Source organism: Bacillus alkalisoli, from assembly GCF_002797415.1.
GTDB lineage: Bacteria > Bacillota > Bacilli > Bacillales > Bacillaceae_I > Bacillus_CD > Bacillus_CD alkalisoli.
Window position 1 is genome coordinate 959,425 of sequence record NZ_KZ454944.1, and the last position, 18,097, is coordinate 977,521.

At 35.4% G+C, this 18,097-nt stretch carries 18 protein-coding genes and 1 other annotated feature; of the genes, 13 read left to right on the plus strand and 5 right to left on the minus strand.

All coding sequences use genetic code 11. The features are described from left to right. The first annotated feature begins 117 nt into the window (after positions 1-117). From CDZ89_RS04600 to CDZ89_RS04625, 7 genes are all read left to right on the plus strand, one after another. The gene (locus CDZ89_RS04600; protein ID WP_100334263.1) at positions 118-1,458 is read left to right on the plus strand and encodes a sigma-54 interaction domain-containing protein; all 1,341 of its coding nucleotides are present in this window, start codon (positions 118-120) and stop codon (positions 1,456-1,458) included. A 219-nt stretch (positions 1,459-1,677) separates the two neighbouring features. Further along, positions 1,678-3,000 carry a GntP family permease gene (locus tag CDZ89_RS04605; RefSeq protein ID WP_096152885.1) on the plus strand — a complete coding sequence of 441 codons (1,323 nt, stop codon included), beginning with the start codon at positions 1,678-1,680 and terminating at the stop codon, positions 2,998-3,000. Positions 3,001-3,015: 15 nt separating this feature from the next. Then, positions 3,016-3,792 (plus strand): 3-hydroxybutyrate dehydrogenase, encoded by a 777-nt coding sequence (locus CDZ89_RS04610; protein WP_100333323.1) that lies wholly within the window; start codon positions 3,016-3,018, stop codon positions 3,790-3,792. A gap of 142 nt (positions 3,793-3,934) precedes the next feature. Then, complete coding sequence (locus CDZ89_RS20270; protein ID WP_255249759.1) at positions 3,935-4,063, plus strand: hypothetical protein; 129 nt, start codon at positions 3,935-3,937, stop codon at positions 4,061-4,063. A 55-nt stretch (positions 4,064-4,118) separates the two neighbouring features. Continuing rightward, the gene (locus CDZ89_RS04615) at positions 4,119-4,979 is read left to right on the plus strand and encodes a permease (RefSeq protein ID WP_096152887.1); all 861 of its coding nucleotides are present in this window, start codon (positions 4,119-4,121) and stop codon (positions 4,977-4,979) included. Positions 4,980-5,325: 346 nt separating this feature from the next. Further along, positions 5,326-5,573, plus strand: a binding site (T-box leader). A gap of 265 nt (positions 5,574-5,838) precedes the next feature. Next, a complete protein-coding gene (gene leuS, locus CDZ89_RS04620) occupies positions 5,839-8,256 on the plus strand; it encodes a leucine--tRNA ligase (protein WP_100333324.1) in 2,418 nt (805 codons plus the stop codon). A gap of 131 nt (positions 8,257-8,387) precedes the next feature. Then, complete coding sequence (locus tag CDZ89_RS04625; RefSeq protein ID WP_096152889.1) at positions 8,388-8,693, plus strand: rhodanese-like domain-containing protein; 306 nt, start codon at positions 8,388-8,390, stop codon at positions 8,691-8,693. 153 nt (positions 8,694-8,846) lie between these two features. On the opposite strand, the gene CDZ89_RS04630 is transcribed toward CDZ89_RS04625, so the two are convergent. Then, positions 8,847-9,074 carry a hypothetical protein gene (locus CDZ89_RS04630; RefSeq protein ID WP_141395180.1) on the minus strand — a complete coding sequence of 76 codons (228 nt, stop codon included), beginning with the start codon at positions 9,072-9,074 and terminating at the stop codon, positions 8,847-8,849. A gap of 550 nt (positions 9,075-9,624) precedes the next feature. Between CDZ89_RS04630 and CDZ89_RS04640 the strand changes: the two genes are divergently transcribed. Continuing rightward, positions 9,625-9,804, plus strand: a complete 180-nt coding sequence (locus CDZ89_RS04640) for a sporulation protein Cse60 (protein ID WP_096152891.1) — start codon at positions 9,625-9,627, stop codon at positions 9,802-9,804. 213 nt (positions 9,805-10,017) lie between these two features. On the opposite strand, the gene CDZ89_RS04645 is transcribed toward CDZ89_RS04640, so the two are convergent. Beyond that, the gene (locus tag CDZ89_RS04645; RefSeq protein ID WP_096156858.1) at positions 10,018-11,298 is read right to left on the minus strand and encodes a BaiN/RdsA family NAD(P)/FAD-dependent oxidoreductase; all 1,281 of its coding nucleotides are present in this window, start codon (positions 11,296-11,298) and stop codon (positions 10,018-10,020) included. Positions 11,299-11,438: 140 nt separating this feature from the next. Here CDZ89_RS04645 and CDZ89_RS04650 point away from each other — a divergent pair, with 140 nt between their 5' ends. Both CDZ89_RS04650 and CDZ89_RS04655 read left to right on the plus strand, forming a co-directional pair. Next, positions 11,439-11,816, plus strand: a complete 378-nt coding sequence (locus CDZ89_RS04650; protein ID WP_100333325.1) for a hypothetical protein — start codon at positions 11,439-11,441, stop codon at positions 11,814-11,816. 80 nt (positions 11,817-11,896) lie between these two features. Then, complete coding sequence (locus tag CDZ89_RS04655; RefSeq protein WP_100333326.1) at positions 11,897-13,519, plus strand: putative polysaccharide biosynthesis protein; 1,623 nt, start codon at positions 11,897-11,899, stop codon at positions 13,517-13,519. A 31-nt stretch (positions 13,520-13,550) separates the two neighbouring features. Here the strand turns inward: CDZ89_RS04655 and CDZ89_RS04660 are convergent, their stop codons facing one another. Further along, positions 13,551-13,802: a DUF3450 domain-containing protein gene (locus tag CDZ89_RS04660; RefSeq protein ID WP_227521435.1), complete on the minus strand. Its 252-nt coding sequence runs from the start codon at positions 13,800-13,802 to the stop codon at positions 13,551-13,553. Positions 13,803-13,923: 121 nt separating this feature from the next. Between CDZ89_RS04660 and CDZ89_RS04665 the strand changes: the two genes are divergently transcribed. After that, positions 13,924-14,640, plus strand: coding sequence for a pseudouridine synthase (locus CDZ89_RS04665; protein WP_406564875.1), 717 nt, complete (start codon positions 13,924-13,926; stop codon positions 14,638-14,640). A gap of 45 nt (positions 14,641-14,685) precedes the next feature. Here CDZ89_RS04665 and CDZ89_RS04670 read toward each other — a convergent pair whose 3' ends face one another. Then, on the minus strand, positions 14,686-15,279 hold the full coding sequence (locus CDZ89_RS04670; RefSeq protein ID WP_100333327.1) for a biotin transporter BioY: 594 nt from the start codon (positions 15,277-15,279) through the stop codon (positions 14,686-14,688). A gap of 484 nt (positions 15,280-15,763) precedes the next feature. Beyond that, entirely contained in the window at positions 15,764-15,985 is a 222-nt protein-coding gene (locus tag CDZ89_RS04675; protein WP_096152895.1) for a DeoR family transcriptional regulator, read from the minus strand. Between the two features lie 276 nt (positions 15,986-16,261). Between CDZ89_RS04675 and CDZ89_RS04680 the strand changes: the two genes are divergently transcribed. Further along, positions 16,262-16,981, plus strand: a complete 720-nt coding sequence (locus CDZ89_RS04680) for an ABC transporter ATP-binding protein (RefSeq protein ID WP_096152896.1) — start codon at positions 16,262-16,264, stop codon at positions 16,979-16,981. Next, positions 16,978-18,093, plus strand: a complete 1,116-nt coding sequence (locus CDZ89_RS04685) for an ABC transporter permease (protein WP_096152897.1) — start codon at positions 16,978-16,980, stop codon at positions 18,091-18,093. The genes CDZ89_RS04680 and CDZ89_RS04685 overlap by 4 nt, the downstream gene beginning before the upstream one ends. The last annotated feature ends 4 nt before the right edge of the window (positions 18,094-18,097 follow it).

An 18,097-nucleotide genomic window follows, 5' to 3' on the forward strand; every position in this document is an offset into this window, starting at 1 on the left:
GATGGGATTTTTTTATATACATCTACTAATTATTAATTGAAAATTGTGATAATATGTTTAAAGGGAAATCGGGAGGGATATAAGTTGGCGCTAAAAGGTAGTTTGTTAACAAAAGAAATGATGGAAGCGATTGTAGCAAATGCTTTTGAGTGGATAGTAGTAGTTGATTGTGAAGGTAAGATAATATATATCAATGATAATTATTGTGATTTTATTGAAATAGATAAAGAAAAAGTTATTGGAATGCATGTGAAAGATGTAATTGAAAATACGAGAATGCACATCGTTGCTTCATCAGGTAAGGCTGAAATTGCAGACTTACAATACATAAAAGGAAATTACATGATTGCAAATAGAGTACCATTATTCAATAAGAATAATGAGATAATTGGAGCATTTGGCACCGTTATTTTTCGTGATACGAGTGAATGGGACAAAATGAATACTCATGTTAAAAGTATGCTTACAAGAATCCAATCCTATTTACAAGAGTACGAACTTCATACAGGAGTTAAATATTCGTTAGATGATGTAACCGGTCAGTCCAATGTTATTCATGAATTAAAAGAAAAGGTAAAACAAGTAGCGGCTAGTGATGTTTCCATCCTTATTCGAGGTGAAAGTGGAACAGGTAAAGAACTGTTTGCTCATAGTATCCACCAATTAAGCGAACGAAGCCAAAAACCTTTTATTAAGGTAAACTGTGCCGCAATACCAGAACATTTACTAGAATCAGAGCTTTTCGGATATGAAGAAGGTGCGTTTACTGGAGCGAAAAAAGGTGGAAAAAAGGGGAAGTTTTTACTAGCCGATAGTGGAACACTTTTTTTAGATGAGATTGGCGATATGTCATTGCCGATGCAAATTAAATTACTACGTGTATTACAAGAAGGGGAATTGGAACCAATAGGATCAAATCAGCCTCTACAAATTAACGTTAGAATTATTGCGGCGACAAACAGGCCACTAGAAAAAATGATGGAAGAAAAAAGGTTTAGGGAAGATTTATATTATCGAATACATGTTATTCCTTTTACCATACCTTCACTTAGAGAAAGAGTAGAAGATATTCCTACTTTAGTAAGACATTTCATCTTTAAAATATGTAAAAGGACCGGGCGAAGAATTAACCATATTGAAGAAAGTGTTTATCACATTCTATCTAACTATCATTGGCCAGGTAATATACGAGAACTTGAAAACGTTATTCAAGCGGCGGTACACCTTTCTTCAGGTGATTCGTTCACTCCAGACTCACTTCCAGACTATTTAAAAGAAAGCTATTCCTTGCCTATTGGAAGAAAGAAATTAAAGGATACATTAGAAGAAGCAGAGAGATTAGCGATATTACAATCTATTCAGATATGTAATGGTGATAAAATGGAAGTGGCAAAACAATTAGGTATTAGTAAATCAAGCTTGTACGAAAAACTAAAAAAATATGAAGTAGTTAGATAGTCCAGAATCTCGGAAATCAGTCCATTTTTCTGGACTATCTTTTTCCTTGTCATTATTGGAAAAAAGATAAAACCGTCCAAATTTTCGGAAAAACAAAAGTTCGAAATATTGGAATAAGTATCTTTTATAGTTGGCATGGTTTTTGCAAAGTAAAAGGACAGAAGGAGGAATTATCAAAGTAAATGAAAGCAGTTACGACATTGAAGGAGGATGAAGTAAATGTTGAGTATGATTGGTTTAATTGGAGGTTTAGGACTTTTAATTTTTTTAACGATGAGGGGAATGAACTTATTAGTAGTCGGACCACTTTCCGCATTAGTCGTTGCATTATTTAGTGGAATGCCTCTTTTTCCACAATTAGCAGCAGAAGGGCAGGCAAATTTAGTTGGTAACTATATGACTGGCTTTTCTGGGTTTATTACATCCTGGTACTTAATGTTCTTACTTGGTGCTATCTTTGGAAAAGTAATGGAGGATAGCGGTGCGGCTGATAGTGTGTCAAGGTTAGTAGTAGATAAGCTTGGGATGAAATATGCGGTGGTAGCTATCGTGGCCGCATGTGCCATTTTAACTTACGGTGGAGTTAGTTTATTCGTTGTAGCATTCTCTGTGTATCCAATGGCAATTAGTTTGTTTAAACAAGCAAATTTACCGAGAAGGTTTATACCTGCTGCCCTTGCATTCGGATCCGTTACATTTACAATGACTTCTGCTGGTTCTCCAGAAATTCAAAACTGGATTCCGATTCCATATTTAGGAACGACTCCTTATGCTGGATTGGAAGTAAGTATTATTGTTGCAGTATTTATGATGGTATTTGGTTATTGGTGGTTAAAGCGAATGCTGACAAAGGCTGTTGCAAGAGGAGAAAAGTTTGAAGCTCGTGACAGTGATCCGACTATTGATGAAAATAGAGCATTACCAAATCCGTTGTTAAGTATGATACCTTTAGCTGTTGTATTAGTAATCTCTTATATTTTCCATGATTCCTTAAAACAATCTGCTTTAATTATTGCTCTTTTAGGTGGAGTAATCACAACGTACTTACTTGCAAGAAAGTTTTTCCGTAACTTCTGGGAAGCAGTGTCTGCTGGAACAATGGGAGCATTAATTGCAATCGGTAACACTGCAGCTGTTGTAGGGTTCGGTGGAGTTGCAAAAGCTGTTCCTGCATTTGACGTAGCCGTTAACGCAATGACTAGTATTCCAGGTAGTCCACTTATTGGAGGAGCTATCGCTGTAAGTGTAATTGCTGGTATGACAGGTTCTGCATCAGGAGGTCAAGCAATAGCGTTACCGATCCTTGCTCCACATTATTTAGATATGGGCGTAAATGCTGAGGCATTGCATCGTACAGTAGCCATATCATCAGGAGCGTTAGATTCACTGCCACATAACGGGTATGTGGTAACTACAGTTCGTGCGATTTGTGGAGAAACACATCAAGCAGCATATGGGCCGGTTGCGGCGTTAACAGTAGTTGTTCCATTAATTGGATTAGCAATTGCAATCGCGCTATTCTCTTTAGGTCTTGGGATATAAAAGGAGCGATGTTAAGTGGTTGAAAATAAGGTAGTCTTAATTACTGGTGCAGCACAAGGGATAGGGTATGAGATGGGAAAGATTTTTGCTAAAAACGGTGCAAAAGTAATTTTAACAGATATTAATGAATCATTAGTGATGGAAGTCTCTAAATCTTTAAATGACGGTGGATTCGAAACGTTAGGATTAAAATGCGATGTTACAGATGAAGAAAACATAAAAAATGTTATTGAAACAGCTGTAGCAACCTATGGACGATTGGATGTATTAATAAATAATGCTGGATTACAGCATGTGTCAATGATTGAAGATTTCCCAACGGAAAAATTCGAATTTTTAACAAAAGTGATGTTAGTTGCTCCTTTTGTAGCCATAAAACATGCCTTTCCGATTATGAAGAAGCAAAAATTCGGTAGGGTATTAAACATGGCTTCTATAAACGGGTTAGTTGGTTTTGCGGGTAAAGCAGCATACAATAGTGCCAAACACGGTGTAATTGGTCTTACAAAAGTAGCTGCTTTAGAAGGTGCAGCACACGGAATAACAGTTAATGCTATTTGCCCTGGTTATGTAGATACACCACTAGTTCGAAATCAATTAAAAGATCTTGCAGAAACAAGAAATGTGCCATTAGAAAAAGTGTTAGAAGAAGTAATCTATCCACTTGTTCCACAAAAACGCTTACTAGAAGTATTAGAAATAGCTGATTACGCTATGTTTTTAGCAAGTGACATTGCAAAAGGGATTACAGGTCAAGCAGCAGTAATTGATGGTGGGTATACAGTTCAATAAGATAACAGAACCGCTCTATAAAGGAGCGGTTTTTGTCGAAAATATTAATCAAAAATATTTGATTTTTCGGTTGCTAAATATTACTAATTGAAATATACTTTAATTAATCAATAAAATTTGATGTTAAAAGGAGTGGTAAGAAATGTTTAAAATTAATTTAGTTAAATTATTCGAAACCAACAAAAAGGATTGCTGTGATATTCAAATTATCGAAGTAGAAGAAAGTGATTGTTGTGAAAATGAGCAGGATGAAAAGTGTTGTTCTAACTAATTTTATGTTTTATTAATCAAGGAAAATTGATTTAACAAAAGCGAGGGACAGAGAGATGGAATTTTTTAAATCATTTATATTTTTAGCTGTTGAATTAACGGTTTTATTTTTGGTTGTTTCATTTTTAGTAAATGCACTACAAGGTTTTGTACCTTTTGAAAAGTTAGAAAAACGTTTGGCTGGCAAAAATCAATATGTAGGTGGACTATTTGCATTATTATTTGCATTCGTTACGCCATTTTGTTCTTGCTCAACCATTCCAATAATCGTAAACATGTTGAAGAAGAAATTTCATTTCGGTGTTGTGATGGTTTTCCTTTTTGCTTCTCCAATATTAGACCCAACAATAATAACCGTAATGTCAGTTGTATTAGGTTGGAAAGTGGCTCTCATCTACACGTTAGTAACGATGATCTTTTCCTATATAATTGGATTCACGATTCACGCACTAGGTTTAGAAAAAGAAGTGAAAAAAGTAGTAATGTCTGGCTACGAGACTTCTAATCAAAAATTCAGTTGGAAGATTGCACTACAAGAAACATTGCAATTAATGAAAAAAGTAGTTCCATATTTAGTAATTGGTGCATTCGTAGGAGCATTAATAAAAGGTGTTGTTCCTACAGAGTTTATTGCAAGTACTTTTGGGCAAGATAGTTGGTGGTTAGTCCCTATCGCAGCCATTATAGGTGTACCATTATATATTCGTTTAGCTAGCATGATACCAATTGCCAACATCTTACTCCTAAAAGGAATGGCTCTAGGACCAATAATGGCCATGTTAATAAGCTCAGCAGGAGCAAGCTTACCTGAAGTAGTCATGCTACACTCCATTTTTAAGAAAAAATTAGTATTCATCTTCATCGGATCCGTCATCACCATGGCAAGTATGTCTGGGTTTCTGTTTTACCTTATTTAAAAATTCTTCTTTTGCATCTTTGTTGTTCTTAATTGATTTTGGAATAAAACCTACGCCATTTCTTTCCGCTGCACTTTAGGTTTTAAATAATGTGAAAAACAACAATCTATGCAAAACAGCGAAAAAAATATAAATTTCCATCTGTCCCTTGCATCTTTGAAGTAAAAAGATTAAAATACAAATTAATCAAGTCCGTTTATAATTTATTACTACTAATGAAAAACGAATAAATAGTTAATATTAATAAGTAATAACTATTATAAACTGCAAATAGGTTTTGATGAAACTAAACTGATTTTCGTTTTTCATTAAACGAAACGTATTTATGAAATAACTCAAATATATATTGACTACAGTGATAAGGATTAGTAGTGAACGAATCGAGCAGAGAGAGTTGACGGTTGGTGGAAGTCAACAAACGAGCGTTTATGAACTCGCCTTGGAGTAGCAAGTGTGAACCCTTTCTAATTAGAAAGGTTGTAATACTCGCCGTGTCGTCCGCGTTAAGGATTTGAGCGAACACTTTTTTATATAGTGTTAATGTGGGTGGTACCGCGGGAAGTTAACTATTAAACACAACCTCTCGTCCCTTTTTGGGATGGGGGGTTTTTTATTTTTTCAGCTGTGTTAAAGCTTAGTGTTGGTATTTTAATATAAACACCTGTTGATTTCCGTGCAAGGCTGAGACTCCTGCGGGAGAAGCGGGTAGCGGGAGACTCCACAGGCGCTTGCGCCGAGGAGTAGGTTTTTTCACGACGGTGAAAATAACCTTCCTTTTTACCGCCCGCGGAAAGCGAAGCCCTTGCACGGAAATCAACAGCAATCTTTAACACAGCCATTTTTTAAGGAGGAATTTACTATGTCATTTCCACATCAGGAAATAGAGAAAAAGTGGCAACATTATTGGGAAGAAAACAAAACATTTAAAACAACAGAAGAAGCAGGAAAAGAAAAGTTCTACGCGTTAGACATGTTCCCGTTCCCTTCAGGAGCAGGTTTACACGTAGGACACCCTGAAGGTTATACAGCGACAGATATTTTATCACGTATGAAGCGTATGCAAGGTTTTGATGTGCTTCACCCAATGGGCTGGGATGCCTTCGGTTTACCTGCAGAACAATATGCGCTAGATACAGGGAACGATCCAGCTGAATTTACGACAAAAAACATCAATACATTTAGAAGACAGATTAAAGAATTAGGCTTTTCTTATGACTGGGATAAAGAAGTAGCAACAACAGATCCTGATTATTATAAATGGACTCAATGGATTTTCTTAAAGCTTTTTGAAAAAGGATTAGCTTATGTAGATGAAGTACCAGTTAACTGGTGTCCTGCACTAGGAACCGTATTATCAAATGAAGAAGTTATTGATGGAAAAAGTGAACGCGGTGGCCATCCTGTTGAACGTAGACCAATGAAACAATGGATGTTAAAAATAACTGCCTACGCAGATCGTCTAATTGATGATTTAGATGACCTTGATTGGCCAGATAGCTTAAAAGAAATGCAACGTAACTGGATTGGTCGATCAGAAGGTGCGAACGTTCACTTCCATATTGACGGCAAAGAAGAAACGTTTACAGTGTTTACAACGCGCCCAGATACACTATTTGGTGCAACCTATGCTGTATTAGCTCCAGAACATCCACTAGTTGCTAACATTACTACTGCTGACCAAAAAGAGGCGGTGGATGCATATATTGCGAGTGTTCAGAGTAAGAGTGACTTAGAGCGTACAGAACTTTCAAAAGAAAAAACGGGAGTATTCACTGGTGCATACGCTGTTAACCCTGCAAATGGCGAAAAGCTTCCGATTTGGATTGCTGATTATGTTCTTATTTCTTACGGAACAGGTGCTATTATGGCAGTCCCTGCACACGATGAAAGAGATTATGAATTTGCAACAAAATTTGAACTGCCGATTATCGAAGTTGTTGCAGGCGGCGATGTAACAAAGGAAGCATACACTGGTGATGGAGAGCACGTAAATTCAGACTTCTTAAATGGCGTTGGTAAAGAAGAAGCAATTACTAACATGATTCAATGGTTAGAAGCAAACGGCAAAGGTGAAAAGAAAATCTCTTTCCGCTTACGCGACTGGTTATTTAGCCGTCAACGTTATTGGGGTGAACCAATCCCAGTTATCCATTGGGAAGATGGCACTGTGACTGCTATACCGGAAGATGAGTTACCACTTCTTTTACCTAAGACAAAAAACATCCGCCCATCTGGGACTGGTGAATCTCCATTAGCTGCAATGGAAGAGTGGGTAAATGTTGTAGATCCAGTTACAGGTAAAAAAGGGCGCCGTGAAACGAATACGATGCCTAACTGGGCAGGTAGCTGTTGGTACTATTTACGTTACATTGATCCAAACAACAGTGAAATGTTAGCAGATCCAGAAAAACTGAAAAAATGGCTACCTGTTGATATATATATCGGTGGAGCCGAACATGCAGTACTTCACTTACTATACGCTCGTTTCTGGCATAAATTTTTATACGATATCGGTGTTGTACCAACAAAAGAGCCATTCCAAAAGCTTTTCAACCAAGGGATGATTCTTGGAGAAAACAACGAGAAAATGAGTAAGTCAAAAGGAAATGTTGTAAATCCTGACGATATCGTTGAAAGTCACGGTGCAGACACACTTCGTCTTTATGAAATGTTCATGGGGCCGCTTGAAGCATCGATCGCATGGTCCACTAACGGACTAGATGGTTCTCGTCGTTTCTTAGATAGAGTATGGCGCCTATTCGTAGATGAAAACGGTAAATTAAGTAGTAAAGTAGTAGAGCATACAGAAGAAGATGCGTTAGAGAAAACATACCATGCGACAGTGAAGAAAGTAACGGAAGATTACGAAGGTCTTCGTTTCAATACAGCTATCTCGCAAATGATGGTGTTTATCAATGAAGCATATAAGGTAGATGTTATACCTAAAGAGTATGTAGAAGGATTTGTTAAACTTCTATCCCCAATTTGTCCACACGTTACGGAAGAACTTTGGGAGAAGCTTGGGAATGAAGGAACAGTTACTTATGAAGAGTGGCCAGCTTATGACGAATCCAAACTTGTTGAAGACGAAGTAGAAATTGTTGTACAGGTTAACGGAAAACTAAAAGCTAAACTTCACGTTCCAGCAGACGCGACTCGTGAAAAGATGGAAGAAATTGCACTAAACGATGATACAATTCGTGAGCAAATCGAAGGGAAAACAGTAAGGAAAATAATTGCTGTTCCTGGCAAGCTTGTAAATATTGTAGCTAATTAATGGGTAAACCGTCTGTCCTTTATAGGGGATAGACGGTTTTTTAGATGAAAATCACCGTGAAATTAGGATGTTAAGATGAGTTTAGTTATAATATATATTATTAAATTTAAAGCAAAAGTGAGGAAAAAGTGATGTCAAATATTCCTGAAATTACAACAGAAGATTTAAAAAAGAAGTTAGAAACGGGAGAAGATGTTCTTCTTGTAGACGTTCGTGAAGATGAAGAAGTAGAAATGGGAATGATTCCAAACGCAAAGCACATTAAAATGGGAGATATTCCAGCAAACCTTGATAAGTTAGACAAAGAAAAAGAATATGTTTTCATCTGTCGTTCTGGAAGACGAAGTGAAAATGTTTGTGCATACTTACAAGATCAAGGTTATAAAGTACGTAACATGGTCGGCGGTATGCTAGAGTGGGAAGGCGAAGTCAAGTAAGTTATTAGTGGTTAGTTACTAGTGATTAGGAAAACCAACTGATAAGGGGGCAGGTCAAAAAACTGCCCCCTTTTAATTATGCATTAGCCAATTAGGGTAGCTGAATTTAGGTTTGCTCAGGAGACATTTTGCCTCCAAGCTAACCACTAACCATTATATAACTCCATTTTTCATCCACTCACGCAAACGAAAACTGCCGAATGTAGCAACAGCAAAAATTGCTCCTGCAAACGTGACATACAAACTAATCTGTCCCGAATCCCTCAAACTTTGTAAATTCACGATAATATAAATAACTATCCCAATCCAAACAACATGCATAAAAATATTCGGAAGTAAAACCGAAGCTCTACTTTTCTTTACTTCTTTTAAGCTCACCATACATCACCTCAACTTACCTAGTCCGTTTCATAATGTATTACTACTATACGAAAAACGAATAATCACAGCAAATTTTTATTGAAAACAACTTTAAAAACGAATAAATAACTCCGTATAATAGTATAACAATCGTTCCTCACTAAACGAACCGTAATTATGAAATTGATTAAACTATCTATAGTTATTATGAATCAATCAAATAAAAAGTAAAGTATTCGAATGAAAATCACCTAATAGATATTTTATGTTAACGCAATATTTTTTGATTTACTATTTAGCTGTTGATTTCCGGGCAAGGCGGAGACTCCTGCGGGAGAAGCGGAGAGCGGGAGACCCCACAGGCGAAGCCGAGGAGTAGGTTTTTTCACGACAGTGAAAATAACCTACCTTTTTACCGCCCGCGGAAAGCGTAGTCTTGCACGGAAATCAACAGCGGTGATTAAAGGAATTTATTTGAAAAATCTTTCGACAAGCGCATCTATTCGTCCAAATGCATGTATAAAATGAAAAAAATTCGTTATATATAGTAGTAAAGCGAGGTGCGTAAGTAATGATTCAAATAAAAGTATTTGATGAAGAACATGAAAAAGACTTAGAAGAGAAAGTGAATTATTTTTTACGTGGCATTGCAGATAGAGATCTAGTAGACATAAAATATCAAATTAGTTGTATAGGGGAAGAAAACGATCAAATATATTGCTTTTCCGCAATGGTCATATATAGAGCGTGATAACATTTAGAAAATTAAATGTTTATCACGCTCTTATTTTGGTTATTTAACATATATAAGCTTGTAACATTCAATAGGTAAACTCGTCTAACATATAAATAAAAAATAAAGGAGACTATTACTATGAAAAAAATAGAAAATATTCAAGACAATCACTTTTTTGTTGAAATGAGCTACTACGGTGTTGGCCTAGGTATGGTTTTACTATTTGTATCAGTAGTAACTTCGTAGGCTGGCCGCCTTTTTACCGGCGTTCAAGCCTGCAAGTCTACCTGTAACTAATGCAGACGTTATATTGTATCCACCTGTATAACCGTGGATATCCAATATCTCACCACAGAAATATAGCCCTTCGGTTAATTTAGAAGACATTTCTTTAGGATGAATTTCTTTGACAGAAACACCACCACCTGTAACGAACGCTTTTTCTAATGGAAGAGTTCCATTTACAAAGAATTGAAACTGTTTACATGCCTTAGAGAACTCTCTCATTTTTTCTTGAGAAACAGTTGAACCAAGAGCCTGGGCATCAATCTCGCTTTGTTCTAATAAAAACAGTAAATATCTTTCTGGCACAAGCCCTTTTAAACTATTTTTCACGGCTTTTTTAGCATCTTCTTTTAAACGTTTGTTCACTTCTTGAAAAACGTTTTCTTCATTTTGGTATGGTAATACATCTAAACTTACTGTGACTTTATTAACATTGAATTTTTTCATCGTTTTCACTACATATTGACTACACCTTAAAACAGCGGGACCTGATATCCCAAAATGTGTGAATATCATATCCATTTGATGTGTTTTGACTATTTTTCCTTTAGGGTTTAAAACGCTTAAGGCCACGTCTCGCAAAGAAAGCCCTTGTAGCTCTTTTGCTTTAATAAACGGCTCACTTGAAGTTAGAGGGACTTCGGTAGGAAATAGTTCTGTTATTGTATGACCAGCTTTTTCAGCCCAAGCATAACCGTCCCCGGTTGAACCAGTGTGTGGAACAGAAGCACCTCCAACTGCAATAACGACAGCTGATGTTAAAATCCGTTCACCATCTTTTAATAAAACACTGTCCACCATACCGTCTTTGTAATCTACCGTTTTTACTGGAGTATTAGTACGAATGTCTACTTTTAATTTTTTTAATAAAGAAATTAACGCATCGACTACACTTTGAGCCTTGTCTGTAACGGGAAACATTCTACCATGGTCTTCTTCTTTTAACTCAATTCCAAGCCCTTCAAAGAATCGAATTATATCTTCGTTACTAAATTCAGAAAAAGCACTATATAAAAATCTGCCGTTACCTGGAATGTGCTTTATAATCTCTTCTACTGGAAGTCTATTTGTTACATTGCATCTACCTCCACCAGAAATCGCAAGCTTTCTTCCGAGTTTATTTCCTTTATCAATTAATAACACTTTTACTTTTTGCTCTGCAGCTGCAATAGCAGCCATTAAGCCGGATGGACCTCCACCAATTATTACTACATCATATTTCATTTTTTCACCAACCATTTTCTTTTCTATTCGTATTATATCCTTTCTTGCAAAATAGGCAAAACTGTCTTGTCTACATTTCTAGACATTCCATTCTTTTTTCGTTAGTCTGTAGGAAATAAAGAAAAAAAGTGGTGTGAAAAATGAATGAAAATACAAGTATTGATGCACACATTCCAGAGGATGGAGGATGGACAGAGGAAAATGGTAAATCTATTTTACTTCTTTCTATTCCATCATCCAAAAGCTATATAAACAAAACAGTTCATAAGTTTTCTTATAAATGGGTGTATGACCGGGAAGAAAAGGCATACGTACTAATAATAGAAGCAAATAATACGAATCCTTTCGCTATCATTTTCCATGAAAAGCATGCTGGCCAACTTTTACTAGATGCAGATGCTTATGGGGAGTTTATTCTTTATGTAACTAGTGAATTAATAGAAGAGATAGATGAAAACACTTCATACCTAATTTTACCTAAAATAAAATTAACGAGAAATGTGCTAGCTGGCTGGTGAAAAATAAATCCTAACTAGTATATTTTATGTTAAAATACAAAAGTTGAGTTCATAAGTTTATTAGAGTAAGTAGGGATTACATGTCAACATCGAAAATTTTAAGAGGTACGTTTATCCTAACGATGGGAACAATGCTTTCTCGTGCGTTAGGATTATTATACATTATTCCATTTTACAATTTAGTAAAAGAGGATGGAGGAGCATTATATACATACGCGTATATTCTTTATTCCGTAGCATTAAGTATATCAACTCTTGGTCTTCCTTTAGCGGTTTCTAAATTTGTTGCGAAATATAATGCTTTAGAGGAGTATAAGGTTGGTAGAAAACTATTTTCATCTGGTTTAATTATAATGGGAGCTATGGGTGTAATATCCTTTTTAGGGTTATTCTTATTAGCGCCACAGCTAGCACCGTTAATTATTAAAGACGTTGAAGATTCCGCTAATTCCATTGAAGATGTAGTTTATGTCATACGAATGGTCAGTTTTGCTTTATTACTCGTTCCGATTATGAGTATGATACGAGGATTTTTCCAAGGACATGAGTCGATGGGACCAACTGCATTATCTCAAGTTGTGGAACAAATTGTCCGTATTGCGTTTCTATTAGGTGGAGCGTATGTTGTTCTTCATTTACTTGATGGAGATATACAAACGGCAGTAGGAATGGCTACATTTGCTGCCTTCGTAGGAGCTTTAGCAGGTTTAGCTATTCTCGTGTGGTATTGGATAAAAAGAAGGGCGTATTTGGATGCATTATTAGAAAAGGATAAAGGTACCGTTAATTTATCGATTAAATCGATGTATAAAGAGCTTCTATTGTACGCTGGGCCATTTGTGTTTGTTGGACTAGCGCTACCACTATATCAATTGGTAGATATGTTTACTTTTAACCATGCAATGGCTCAAATAGGTTTAACAAAAGTTTCAGAAGAAGCTTTTGGCATGATAAATACGTATGGGCAAAAATTAGTCATTATCCCGGTAACGTTAGCAACATCGTTCGCATTAACTTTAATACCGGCGATAACGAAGTCATATCAACTTGATGACCAACAAGTATTACAAAAGCAAATAAGTAAAACGTTGCAGATTCTTTTATTCTTAACAGTACCAGCATGTGTTGGCTTATCTGTTTTAGGTGGCCCTGCATATGCAGCATTTTTTGATTATAGAGAGCTTGGTGGCTATTTACTTTCATGGTTTGCGCCAGTGGCTATTCCCTTGGCTGTCTTTACAGTTACAGCTTCTATTTTACAAGGCATTAACAAGCAGAAACATACTGTTTACAGCTTAATTATTGGGTTATCATTAAAGCTTAGTTTGAATTATGTATTCATTCTTTGGTTTAATGCAGAAGGTTCAATTATAGCAACAGGGATCGGTTATTCAGCAAGTTGTGCTTATAATTTATGGGTCATTAAAAAATACGCTAATTTTGATTACTCATTTGTAGCAAGAAGATTTTTATTGATGGCAATCTTTAATATGGCAATGCTATTAACAGTGTTACTAACTAGTTCACTAATTCAGGGAGTTATCCCTTATAGTGAAGGAAGAATGTACGCCATTTTGTTCTTACTAATTTGTGCGACAGTTGGCGCAGGAGTTTACTTGTATTTGAGTTACAAATCAACACTACTTTACTATTTACTTGGTGATCGAATTCGCTTTTTAAGAAAGCAAAAAGAGGTCTCGTAAACGAGGCCTCTTTTTCCCTACATATTAAAGGTTAATAAGGTGATGAACCAAAACCTAATTGTCTTTCTAAACGAGTTACTCTACGTGTTAAGTTATTAACTTGGCGCTCTAACTGTTGGTTCTGACGTTCTAATCTGTTTAAACGACGGTTTATGTCAGCTAAGCCACCACCAGGTCCAGGAAAACCAGGTCCTCCTCCAGGTCCACCTGAAAATCCTATTCCGATGCCACCAGCACCTGGGATAGGAATAAATGAAGTTCCAACTTGTTGACGATAATGCATGACATACATTCCTCCTTTGTTTTGCATGAAACATTTCTATATAGTGTATGAAATAAGGATAAGAGCGGAATCCGCACATGCCTATTTTAAAAAACTAGGACATTAAAGGAGAGATAAGTAAGTGAGAATGGACAAATTATTAGCCAATAGTGGTTATGGAACGCGAAAAGAAGTGAAGAAATTATTAAAAAGTGGCGTCGTTAAGGTTGACGGAAAAGTAGAAAAAGATGCGAAAAAACACGTTGAACCGGACACACAAAATGTAGAGGTTCATGGTGAGATTGTTGAGTATAAAGAATTTATCTATCTAATGATGAACAAACCTCCAGGAATATTATCTGCAACAGAGGACCGATCGCAACAAACGGTTGTCGATATTTTAGAAGAGAAAGATCAATTATTTTCGCCTTTTCCAGTAGGTAGACTTGATAAAGATACAGAAGGACTTTTACTATTAACAAATGATGGTCAACTTTCTCACTCGTTATTGTCACCTAAAAAGCATGTTCCTAAAACTTATTATGCAGTTATACTAGGCGAAGTAACGAATGAAGATATTATAGCTTTTAAAAATGGTGTTACGTTAGATGACGGATACCTAACAATGCCTGCAGACTTAACTATTTTATCTTCAGGGAATCAATCGGAAATAGAATTAGTAATAAAAGAAGGTAAGTTCCATCAAGTAAAAAGAATGTTTGAATCAGTTGGGAAAAAGGTTACTTACTTAAAACGTATACAAATGGGAGATTTACCGTTAGATGAAACGTTAGAGTTAGGCGAATATAGAGAGCTAACAGACGAGGAAGTAGAAGTATTAAGAAATAGCAATTTATAATAGAAAGGAGCTAGCATTTTAACATGCTGGCTCCTGTTTTTATATTTAGGCAACTTTTTTTACTGGTTGCTCTGCGTTTTTATTTGTAAATAAAAGATTAGCAGATATTAATCTTTCACGTACTAAAATTCCGATCCATGCTGCTAACACAGCTTTAATGACACCACCGATTAAAAACGGAGTAAAACCAGCTGTCATCGCAGCACCTAGGCTTAATTGGTAAGAATAAGCTAACCAAGCTGTTCCAATTGTTAATGGAATAAATATAGCGATCGTATTTGCAATTAAAGCTTGAATAAATGTAAAAGATGTTTTTTGTAAGTACCATCCAATAAACAATGCTGTTGGAATAAATGCAACTAAATATCCTCCAGTTGGTCCAACAATGATAGAAAGTCCTGCTTTCATTTGTGCAAAAACAGGTACTCCTGCGGCACCGATTAATAAATATAAAATAATAGCATAAGTGCCATAACGTGCCCCGAGAATAGTTGCTGCTAATCCGATTGCTAGCGTTTGGCCTGTAATTGGTACAGGTGAGAATGGCAATGGAATTGATAATTGTGCTAATACCCCAGTGATTGCTGCGAACAATGCAACGATAATCATTGTTCTTAATTTTAGTTGTTCTTTACTCATGATTGTTTCTCCCTTCAACCCTTTGTAAACTTGTTGTGTAATTTAGTTAACATAAATAATATAATATTTACTGAATTTTATGTCAAACAATTTTTTATTGAAAATCAACATATATTAATATACTACCGTTGATGATAGCACGAGGCACTCGCTTTCCGCAGTTGGTAAAAAGGAAGGTTATTTTCACTACCGTGAAAAAAACTACTCCTCGGCGCAAGCGCCTGTGGGGTCTCCCTTGACGCACTTCTCCCGTAGGACAAGGAAGGCTACGACAGCGATACATCGCACTAAGAAAATGCGGATGCATTTTCGAGGAGTCTCGCGCCTCGTGCTATCATCAACTTATGTGATATTAAAGATTAAGCAAGTGGTACTAATCTTTACTAAAAATATTACAAAAAAAGACAACCCTATGTTACATATTTAAATGTAACAAGGATTGTCATAAAATTCATTATTTATAAGTGTATTTGAATTATGTAATTTAGGAACTTAACCTAACTTTTTTCTGTGTAGTTGTCCATCTCCCTTTAGCAGGGCTGCGAACTAAGTCGTTATATGCTAACACATTTAAATCGCGCTGAATAGTCCTCGGTGTTATACCGAATTCATCAACGAGTTGCTGTGTGGACACTGTCCCCTTCTCCTGAATAAACATGTAGATAGCTTTAATACGGGTTAGCATACGGTTTGTTGAAGGCTTCAAAAAACCACTCCTTATCCGTTTTTCTGGAACTACTGAGTTTGTTCGTGCTGTTAGGGTGAAAAAATTATTAAGTTATTATTATTCTATACGAAATTTGTGAAAAAATGCTAGGAATATAAGATAATTTACAGAAAATTAACAAATAGTGCATAGAAATATGAATGTTTATTCATTATTTTATACTATTTCTTCCTTTATGACTACTATTTTGTGTGAAGATTCGAAACTTTTAGCCTTTGTGATCGTATTAAATATTGGCTGAAGGAGGTCTTTTCTATGGAAAAAGTACTAGACTTACATATTGAATGTGCAGGGTATAGTGATGACTTACTGGTCATTCATGACATAAATTTAGAAGTGAAAAAAGGGGAAATGATTGGTTTATTAGGTCCAAATGGCTCAGGAAAAAGTACAACGATAAAAACATTATTAGGTATGAATCCATTTTATAAAGGAAATGTTTCTTTACCTAATGGTCAAAGTTTTGCCTACTTACCTGAAAAGCCAGTATTCTATTTTGAAATGACATTATATGAGCATATCGAATTGATGGCTACATTACTCAATCTAGAAGAAAGCTACTGGAGAAAACGTACGGAAAGTCTACTACAGTTATTCGAAATAGATCATGTTTTACATGACTCTCCATCCACTTTTTCAAAAGGAATGCAGCAAAAGGCAATGATTTCGTTAGCTTTCATGAAAGAAGTAGATTTATATGTAATCGATGAGCCGTTTATCGGTTTAGATCCGAATGCAACAAAAAAGCTATTAAATCTCTTAGAATATGAGAAAAGAAGGGGAGCAGGAATTTTATTATCCACGCATGTTTTAGATACTGCTGAAAGAATATGCGACTCTTTCGTTCTATTATCAGACGGTAGAATAAAAGCTAAAGGAGCATTATTGGATATTCAAACTCAGTGCAATCTTGAAGGTGCATCTTTATTAGACTGTTTTTATAAACTGTCGAGTAAAGAGGTGGAGAGAAGTTGATAGCAAAACAATTATTTTATAAAAGATTTTATAAAAACGTGGAGTACCAAAGGAATAACATCAATACAATACTAGATTGGACGACCGTCATATACGGATTTTTGTTTATTTTGCTAATGTTTGCACTTTTAGACGGATTAAGAAGTGAAGCAACAATATTTATTGAACAAATTCCTCTAGCTGTTTCTTTATTATTTATCTACCATTTATGTTGGTCTGGCCGAATAAGAGTGTATGTGGAAGAAGCGGATGAATATTTTTTGCTACATAATAAACAGTTTATAGAAATAATTAAAAAATACAGTATCATAGTTTCGTTCACTTTTAACACAATATTAACTATATTTGTTGTTACCATCTATCTCTTTTTTACGACTGGGTTAACTTTTACCTATCAAAATCTTTCTTTCTACCTCGTAATTCTATTATTAAGCTATAGTGCATTGTTAATGAAGAAATTATGGAAAAGAATGTTTACTGGCTGGAATTATAAAATCGCTATAGTGGCTATTTACATTCTTTTATATTTATTATTTATCCTTTTCTACAAAGAAGTATATTTTTCTATAATACTTTTAGGGATATTCCTTTATTTAGTTTACTACTACTATAAATCAAATAGTTTTGCGGTGGACGTAACAGAAAATGAGGAAGAACGAATGAAGTATGTTCGGATGATGTTTCAAATGTCTGAGTATGTACCTTATTCAAAACCACAACAAGGGAATAAAAAAATCATTTTTTATAAATCTAAGGGGATTTTTCATGAAAGAACAGAACAAAACATTATTAATGAGATGTTCTTGAAATACTTTATACGAAATTATCGTTATGTCTTTACATTTTTACAACTTATTAGTCTAACCGTGTTTGCTATGGCTTTCTTGCCACTATGGTTTAAGTATGGGTTGTTCTTCGGGTTTTTCTTTTTCATAAAAGAATGGTTAAATACAGTATATGAGGAATTTGTTACACATCCTTTCTTAAGTGTTTTTAGAAAAAGATTACTAGACGAAACATCCCGAGAGAAAGCAACACAAAGCTTTTATTATGGGGCATGTGGATTGGTCGGCTTTATATTAGCCATATCTACAATTATTCATTTTTCTTAGAGGT